The sequence below is a fragment of the Martelella mediterranea genome (assembly GCF_004342225.1).
Taxonomy (GTDB): Bacteria; Pseudomonadota; Alphaproteobacteria; order Rhizobiales; family Rhizobiaceae; genus Martelella; species Martelella mediterranea_B.
The window spans coordinates 40,389-48,978 of the sequence record NZ_SMAR01000029.1; the positions used below are offsets into that span (position 1 = coordinate 40,389).

Genomic DNA, 8,590 nt, shown 5'->3' on the forward strand with positions numbered 1-8,590 from the left:
GTGCGCCCGTTTATTTGGATATCGGATATGAATGGCACCATTTTGGCGTTGAACGCCGGATCATCCAGCCTCAAATTTCGTCTATACGAAGTGCAGGGTGATCAGTTTTATCTAATTCTGCGCGGCCAGTTCGATGGCGTTAACGAAAATCCGCATCTGGCGGTCAAAGAAGCGGATGGCAAGGAAATCTGCAATATTGACCTGAAGATCGGCGAGCATATGCAGGAAGATATGCTTGAACGGATTTTTGATGTCATCAAACCTTATACCGCAAAGAGCCCGCTTCAGGCTGTCGGGCATCGCGTTCTGCATGGTGGTGGTCGTTTTGCCGATCCGGTTCTGCTGAATGACGAAATCGTCGATTATCTCGAAACACTGATTCCGATGGGCCCGCTGCATCAGCCCGCCAATCTGGCTTCGGTGAAGCTTTTCCGGCGCATTCGCCCCGAGCTGCCGCAGGTTGCCTGCTTCGATACAGCGTTTCACGTCAACATCGACGAGCGTGCGGCGCGTTATCCGATTCCGCTTGAATATGAAGCCAAGGGTTATCGCCGCTTCGGCTTCCATGGCCTGTCCTACACATATATTGCTGATCGCCTGCGTGAGATCTCCGATTACCTTGTTCGCAAGCGCACAGTCGTTGCTCATCTGGGCAGCGGTTCGTCCATGTGTGCCATGCGCGATGGTAAGGCTATCGACACGACCATGGGGCTTACGCCGCTTGGCGGACTGATGATGGGCACCCGGTCGGGCACCGTTGACCCAGGTCTCGTGCTGACACTGATGGAGAAAGAAAATCTCTCTCCGGCCGAAATCAAGCACATGCTTTATTACAAATCCGGACTGCTCGGTGTTTCGGGTATTTCGGGCGACCTGCGTGTGCTGATGTCGAGTGATGATCCGAATGCGAAAAAGGCAATCGACCTCTTCGTCTTTCGTGCCTGCCGCGAGCTCTCGATCATGGTCGCGACGATGCAGGGCATTGAATCGCTGGTGTTTAGTGCCGGTATTGGAGAAAATTCATCTGTCATCCGCAAGCTCATCTGCGAGCGGGCTGCATGGCTTGGTATCCAGATCGACGATGAAGCGAATAATGCGAATGCCGAAATCATTTCTTCGCCGGAAAGCCGCGTTGAGGTTCGTGTGATCCCGACTGATGAAGAAATCGTGCTGGCCAAGCAAACTGCAAGTGTCATTGCCGAAAGTGCCAAGGCTGGAACCAGCCCTGTCATGGCCTGAGAAGCACTCTGACGCTTCAGATATATGAACGAATCAGAATACCGCCCGGCATCCTCCCAACGGGCGGTATTTCTTTGTCGGCTCGGATGTCAAAAGCGTATCGGGGGTGGCTGCCAAGGGGCTCTGATCAATGCTATCCGCATACAATACTGCGCATCAATCAGCGTCATTGCGTCGCAAACGCAATCATTAAGGTCTACAGCAGCGGTCCGAAAATCGGGCCTGATTTTCGGGCCGCTGCTGTAGTTTGTATCGTCATCCAGACGATGCCCGTTAGATCTGTGGTCACTGTTGTTCAGGTGCACCTTTCAGCGATCCAGCTTCGATGAAGCGGTTGGCCTGGCCATTCGTTTTTGCCATATAATTCATGGTGCAGAAGGGTATTTGCCGGCGCTCATACAAATGGGCCTCATCAAAGGGCGGTCGTGACGTCAGGACGAAAAAATGGATAGCCCCGTTGAGGGCCGTGCTCTTCCTATGCAGACGTGTCAAGGTAAACAGTTGACCGCCATTGACCCGCCAAGCACTCTTCAGGCTCAACCTTTTTGAGAGCGGCCCTCTCAGTTCCCGATCTTATTGCGCAAGAGTGTGTTTTTCATGGACGATCCCACGGCTTCTCTGGACAGACCCGGCAACAGAAACGCACAGGTGCGATACGTGCTTCTTGCCGGCGTCGCCGGTATCCTGACAGGGACTGTCGGTTCTTTTTTTCATCTGTTGATTGATCGGCTCCATGTCTGGCCGAAGCTGTTATCGGATCATCTGAGCGGCCCGCTTCTGGTGCTATGTGCGGGACTGATCGTGATGTTTGTAACCGTCGTTGTCGCCTATCTCGTTCGGCGATTTTCACCTGAAGCCAGCGGTAGCGGCGTACAGGAAATCGAAGGTGCGATGCTTGGGTTGAGGACCGTGCACTGGCGCCGGGTATTGCCCATCAAGTTCTTCACAGGCATCTTTGCCATCGCGTCGGGACTCGTGCTCGGGCGCGAAGGGCCGACGATCCATATCGGAGCATCGTTTTCCGCTGCGATCACGGAATTCTTCAAGGTCAGCGAAACTGAGCGGCGCGGCATGCTTGGAGCTGGTGCAGCAGCTGGCCTGGCCTGCGCATTCAATGCCCCGCTGGCGGCAATTCTCTTCATCATCGAGGAAACCCACCGTCAATTTCCTTACACGTTTCGTACCTATATGGGCATTATCGTCGCTGCTGTGCTGTCGACAGCGATGACACAGATCATTGGCGGCACGGCTCCGGATTTCTCGATGTCCGTTGCCGAACCCCAGATATTTCTACTGCCTGCTTTCGTCGTTCTCGGCTGTGTGCTGGGTGTGTTGGGTGTTGTGTTGAATGCTGGATTGATGCGCACCGCAGTTATCGCCGCTGCTTTGAACGCGCGTATTTGCTTTCTCTATCCAGCGCTTGTTGGCTTTGCAGTTGGTGCTCTGCTGGTCACCGTGCCGTTATCCGTGACTGGCGGCGAACACGCAGTGACCTTTCTGGCTGAACATCAAAGGGGGCTGATGTTCCTTTTGCTTCTGGCGGTGCTGCGCTATTTCACGATGATCACCAGCTATTCGGCCGGCACGCCTGGGGGCATTTTTGCGCCCATGCTGGCGCTTTCCATGTGTGTCGGTCTCCTGTTTGGCGGGCTGCTGGATGCAATCACGCCGAGCGAAACGGTTGTGCCGCTGGCATTTGGCATGGCCGCGATGGGCGGATTATTTTCGGCTTCTGTGCGGGCGCCAGTCGTGGGCGCGGTTCTGACACTCGAATTGACCGGGGCATATACGATGGTGATGCCGCTTATTGTGACCTGTGTAACGGCCAATATGGTCGCACAATGGGTTGGCGGTCGGCCAATCTACGATCAGCTTCTCGAGAGGACACTCGCGCAAGCCGGCATCAAGCCCGAGGCAAAAGGTGCAGATAATACCGGCCTGGCATGATCAACTGACGATCCGCGTCCCCCACACCGCGCAAACCGAAGATGTCTGGATGTGAGGGACGAGGGATCGTTTTTACAGGATTTCGCCCGACGCGCCAAAAGAAAGAATCTATAGCATTGGGCGATGTCGGTTAATCGCTCAATACTATAGATGATAGGCAAAATGCTGTTTCAGCGTGCTCCACAATCATCGCTTTCACTGACGATGCAGAGGTGCGGAATAAGATGATTGAGACGGTTACTTTCCGGTCTGAACTACATTCGCCGCTATAGTATGCGGTTCGACTTGGTACGATGGTGCACTATATCGATTGTGAGTATTAATAGATACAACTAAAGGTTATTTCGGTCTTCGGTAGGTGGAAGTCTCCAAGAGCCGATGGCCGCAAAAGCCGGGCGAGAAGTCGGAACATGGCATTTTGCCGTGTGTGGTTGGAATGCAAGCATTAAAGTTGCCCCCTATAGATGTTCACTCTGTGCTTACCACTTTGACCACTGTCAACTCTGACAGTTGGCAAGTCGCGGCTTAACGCGTTTCCATAGGCTGTATCTTCGATACCTGGTCAGTCTTCATGAAAGTGAAGTGGGGTCTCGGAAATTGAGTTTCATCGCCAATCGAAAGTACCTGCTTTTTGCGGCGCGGTCATGACGAGCCTTTTGAAGAAGCATAAGGTTCTGACCACAAAGATCCTTTTGCTTGAGTTTCTCATCCTCGCAGCGTTGATCGTCATTGTCTGGATCGGCGGCTACGATCCGCACTACATCGCCTATGCTGTAAGCTTCGTCGCTGGCATGCAGGGCAATGCCTATCACAAGAACCACGGCATGCTTTACGGCAACGTCGCCGTCACGTTTGTCGTGCAGATGGCATTCAATTTCCTGATCCAGTCTTTCTTCAGCAAGAAGGGTATCAACGGCGAGCCGAACCTGATGTGGTCGGGTATCTTCTTCCTGGTTCTTCTCGGCTTTGCAGGCGGCGGCGCGATCGGTTTCTTTGTCGATCAGGTCGTTACGGCAGGCGCACTGATCATGCCGGCAGTGATCGCGTTGATCCTGTTCATGATTGCTCGCAATGACACCGAAGAAGGTGAGCGGGTCGATCCGCTGCCCGGCGGCAACTTTGCCTGATACGCACCAGCGTTTCTGCGGAAGGTCAGCCTTCCGCAGGCATTTCAACCAAACGGCTAAACTTGAAAGAGAATGAATATGACCAATGAAAAGGCACCCCAGCCGATCCGCGGAACACAAGGTGCGGACGACCCGGGTCCGCGCAATGTCGTGCTGGACAAGATGAATCCGGATATCTTCATGCCGCCTTCCACGGACAATGGCGGCATCCCGAACCTTAAATTTCCCTTCGCCATGGCGCATAACCGTCTAGAGGATGGCGGCTGGGCACGCGAAGTGACGCTGCGTGAATGCCCTGCGCTGAAGGAACTGGCGATCGTCAATATGCGCCTCGGTCCCGGCGTCATCCGCGAGCTGCACTGGCACAAGGAAGCCGAATGGGCCTATGTGACGCAGGGCCGCGTTCGTTTCTATCTCGTTGACGAGAACCGCAACACGCTCGTTGAAGATCTCGAGCCTGGCGATCTGTGGCTGGCGCCTGCCGGCTTCCCGCACGCGATTCAGGGACTTGAGGAAGGCACGGAATTCGTTCTGGTCTTCAATGACGGTAACTTCTCCGAAAACGAAACGCTGCTGGTCACCGAACTCTTCGCGCATATGCCGAAGGAGGTTCTGGCCAAGAACTTCGGTGTTCCCGAAAGCGCGTTCGACAACATTCCCGCTTCGGAAAAATACATCTTCCGTCAGCCGATCCCGCAGCCGATCGAGCAGGTTCGCGAAGAGCTTGGCGCTGACAACATGACCGGCAAATATGTTTTCCGCGGCGCGGATGTGCCGGAAAGCAAATGGCCCGGAGGCGCGACCAAGATCATCGACTCGAAGAATTTCGAGTTGACGCCGATGGCTATGCTGATGATCGAAATCGAGCCCGGCGGCATGCGCGAGATCCACTGGCATCCGGATGCCGACGAGATTCAGTACTATCTCAGCGGCGAAGCCCGGATGACGGTTTTCAACGCCGTCAGCAATGCGCGGACTTTCGACTATTCGGCAGGTGATGTCGGCTATGTGCCGAAGAACCTCGCGCACTATATCGAGAACATCGGTGACGAGCCTGTTCGGGTTCTCAATGTCTTCAATCAGGGTGACTACCGCGATGTTTCGCTTAATCAGTGGCTAGCACTGACACCTTCGCAGATCGTGCAGGGACACCTTGATGTGGGCGACACGCTGATGAAGGCGCTGCGCCGCACGCGCCAGCCTGTCGTAAAATAAGGTCAGGCTTCACCGCGAACTCAGGCCGGCCCCTCGGGGGCGGCCAACTTTGTTTTGTAGGGCGCATAAGCGCTGTTCCGTCGATATTGCCTCTTCAAAGCGGTCGGCGCAGATCCAAGAGTCATCATGATGGCCATTCCAAATCGCTGGCTCGTTCTTGCCGCCATGACCGGGTCGCTCTCTATGGTTCTTCTCGACCAGACGGTTGTGTCTGTGGCATTGCCGACGATTGCGAGTGATCTCCATCTCGGGCCGACGCAGCAGCAATGGATTATCAACGCCTATCTGCTGACCCTTTCCGCCTTGGTTGCGCTTTGCTCGCGCCTGGGCGACAAGTTCGGTGGTGTTACGCTGTTCAGGCTTGGCGTGATTGTTTTTTTTCTCGGCTCCGCCGGGTGTGGGTTAGCGCCAGACACCGATATGGGCGGTGCGTGGATTATCGGCTTTCGTCTGGTCCAGGGGGCCGGTGCCGCGATGATGATGCCGGTTTCCGCTGCCATCGTGCTGAGCGTTTTCGACAAGAGCGAATCCGGTCGCGCCATGGCGATCTATGGCGGCATAGGGCAGCTTTTCCTTGCACTCGGGCCGCTCGTCGGTGGCTTTCTGACCGAATACGTATCCTGGCGAGCCGTGTTCTGGCTCAATATTCCTGTTGGCGCGGTGGTTCTGTTTCTGGTGTTTGTTGCAAAACCGCCAGACCGGCAGGCGCCTGACACCTACGTCTCACTGCGCAATGCCGCTTTTCTGGTTTTTGGCATCGCAACGACGGTCTTTGCGCTTCAGCAAGGCGCCCACTGGGGATGGTTGTCCGCTTCGACATTGATTGCAATTGCAGCCGGCCTTGCAAGCTGTGCGGCCTTTGCCGTGCTGTCTCTGCGCGTCAGGCGACCCTTGGTGAATCTGCGATTGCTCGGCGATATCGGGTTTGCCAGTGATCTTTTCATCGCGTTCTTCGTCCGGTTTTCGCTCCTGTCCGTGTCTCTCTATTTCGCGATGTATCTTCAGGATGTTCTGGGGCTGCCTGCATCCCGGGCCGGTCTGCTGATGCTGCCCATGGTGGTGCCGCAGATCATTGGTTCGCAGGTGAGTGGCTGGACCTATGACCGGCTGGGGGTACGCACGCCGACACTGACCGGACTTGCGCTTTGCATATGCGGTCTTGCATGGTGGAGTTTTGCACTTACAACCAGGCAATATCACCTTCTGATACCGGCGATGATCCTGAGCGGATTTGCATTCGGGCTGACCCTGTCGGCGCCGGGAACCGATGCGCTTGCAAGAGAGCCGGGGGAGCTGCGCAACCAGGCCTCCGGCATGTTGCTAACCTTCAGGCAGGTGGGCGGTGCGCTGGGCGTGGCGATCATCGGTGCGATTATTCTTCATTTGTCGCCGCAGGCGACCCGCGCCCCCGATCCTCAGACAAGCGCCGACGCGATTTCAGCAGGCTTTGCAGCGCTTGCTGTCGTTGCCGTTGTCGTTGCGATTCTGTCGTTTCTTCTTCTTCCCCGAACCGGCGGCAGAACCGGTTCCCAACTTCCATGACCTTTCGACCGATACAAGGAATATTTTCATGTGCACATCTCTGCTTTATTTCGATGCCGCCAACCGGCCCTATCTCGGTCGGACTCTTGAACTGAGCATCGAGCTTCCCTACCAGATTTCCGTTTTCCCGGAGGCGCTTGCTCTTGGTTCGAAGCCCGAAGGTTACCTGCCGTTGTCATGGCAGACCAGGTTCCCGTTCATCGCCATCACCATGCCGGCCGCTGTTCCGGAGCCGGATCATGTTCCCGGAGCCGGCGACCTGAAGGTCATCGAGGGCATGAACAGCGCCGGATTGACCTTTTCCGTTCAGTCCTATGCAGCTGCTGGCGGTCCTGATGCCGAGAGCGACCCATCGCGGACAGCTCTTTCGGCTGCCGATCTTGGCAGCTTCGTGCTCGGTCAATTTACCTCGGTTGAAGAGGTGAAGCAGGCGCTGGCTGACCTTGAGATCCTTGTCGAGCGGGTCCCGATTCTCGGTGGTCTGAAGATGCCGTTCCACTATTCCGTTCACGATGCCACAGGCAAAAGCATCGTCATCGAGTTCCATCATGGTGTGCGTACGATCTACGAGAACCCGGTTGGTGTGATGACCAATGCCCCGCAGTTTTCATGGCATCTGACCAATCTGAATAACTACACCTTCCTGACCAATGTCGATCATTCGAAGGCGACGTTCGGAACCTATGAGGCGGTACAATCAGGCGCCGGTATCGCCAAGGCCGGGCTTCCGGTGACCGATACCTCTGTGGATCGCTTCATTCGTGCCGCCTTTTATGCGCAGTTTGCCGAAAAGCAGACGGATCCAGAAAAGTCCGTGCAGATGATCGCGCATATCATGAACAATTTCGACCGGCCGCGCGGTGTCACGGTGGACTATCCCGATCAGGGCAGCGGCCATCTTCAGGTTCAGGGCAATGAAAGCGACAAGGTTCCGACCGAATTTACCTCGTGGACCAGCCTCTCCGATCTTGAACGCAGAAAGTTCTTCCTGCGCGACAGCGGCGGCATGAACTTCGCTGAGTTCGACGTCGGGGCACTTGGTGATACCGTCAAGACGTTCACGTCGAAACCGATGGCGAAAGTGCTGCCGAAACCTTTCAACCTGACAGCAACTTTTTCGTGATGCAAGAAACTGGACCTGGTCACGGTTTCGTGCCGCCCCAGGTGCCTGTTTAAGCCACTTTCCGTTCGAAAGCGACGGGGCTGGTCCAACCGAGTGCCGACAGTCGGTTATGCGACGGCTGCAGCATCGGTCCGAAAATCGAAATCGATTTTCGGAAAGCACAATGCGTAGTTTCAATAGGTTAGAGCGCCGTGCATCCGAATGGATGCACGGCGCTCTAGTACGGCTTTGACGCTGTTCAGCGCAGCGTTGCGCGAGGATAGAGCTTCTTTGTCCGCCGTATCCCGTGACCTGCCCCCCGCTGTCCGTTGTCATATAAAATGGGACATCAGAGCGGCTTGAGCATTGGAGGCTCTGGCTGGTTTGTGTGATTGATTATGCTGCTTGTTTTTGATGT

General features: G+C 55.4%; 6 protein-coding genes. All 6 read left to right on the top strand.

Annotated elements, in window-relative coordinates; translation table 11 throughout:
- The first annotated feature begins 27 nt into the window (after positions 1-27).
- The 6 genes from EDC90_RS15810 to EDC90_RS15835 all read left to right on the top strand — a co-directional run bounded on the left by EDC90_RS15810 (position 28) and on the right by EDC90_RS15835 (position 8,193).
- Positions 28-1,239, top strand: a complete 1,212-nt coding sequence (locus EDC90_RS15810; RefSeq protein WP_132313350.1) for an acetate/propionate family kinase — start codon at positions 28-30, stop codon at positions 1,237-1,239.
- 597 nt (positions 1,240-1,836) lie between these two features.
- Positions 1,837-3,186: a H(+)/Cl(-) exchange transporter ClcA gene (gene clcA, locus EDC90_RS15815; protein WP_132313352.1), complete on the top strand. Its 1,350-nt coding sequence runs from the start codon at positions 1,837-1,839 to the stop codon at positions 3,184-3,186.
- 596 nt (positions 3,187-3,782) lie between these two features.
- On the top strand, positions 3,783-4,313 hold the full coding sequence (locus EDC90_RS15820; protein ID WP_281015414.1) for a DUF1275 family protein: 531 nt from the start codon (positions 3,783-3,785) through the stop codon (positions 4,311-4,313).
- A gap of 78 nt (positions 4,314-4,391) precedes the next feature.
- Entirely contained in the window at positions 4,392-5,528 is a 1,137-nt protein-coding gene (locus EDC90_RS15825; protein WP_132313356.1) for a cupin domain-containing protein, read from the top strand.
- Positions 5,529-5,654: 126 nt separating this feature from the next.
- On the top strand, positions 5,655-7,070 hold the full coding sequence (locus tag EDC90_RS15830; protein WP_132313358.1) for an MFS transporter: 1,416 nt from the start codon (positions 5,655-5,657) through the stop codon (positions 7,068-7,070).
- 28 nt (positions 7,071-7,098) lie between these two features.
- Positions 7,099-8,193 (top strand): linear amide C-N hydrolase, encoded by a 1,095-nt coding sequence (locus EDC90_RS15835; RefSeq protein WP_132313360.1) that lies wholly within the window; start codon positions 7,099-7,101, stop codon positions 8,191-8,193.
- Positions 8,194-8,590 lie beyond the last annotated feature (397 nt).

Bases quoted from the DNA above. Each gene is read 5' to 3' on its own strand.
- EDC90_RS15830 (WP_132313358.1), top strand. From the start codon at position 5,655: ATGATGGCCATTCCAAATCGCTGGCTCGTTCTTGCCGCCATGACCGGG.
- EDC90_RS15825 (WP_132313356.1), top strand. From the start codon at position 4,392: ATGACCAATGAAAAGGCACCCCAGCCGATCCGCGGAACACAAGGTGCG.
- EDC90_RS15835 (WP_132313360.1), top strand. From the start codon at position 7,099: ATGTGCACATCTCTGCTTTATTTCGATGCCGCCAACCGGCCCTATCTC.
- EDC90_RS15810 (WP_132313350.1), top strand. From the start codon at position 28: ATGAATGGCACCATTTTGGCGTTGAACGCCGGATCATCCAGCCTCAAA.
- clcA (WP_132313352.1), top strand. From the start codon at position 1,837: ATGGACGATCCCACGGCTTCTCTGGACAGACCCGGCAACAGAAACGCA.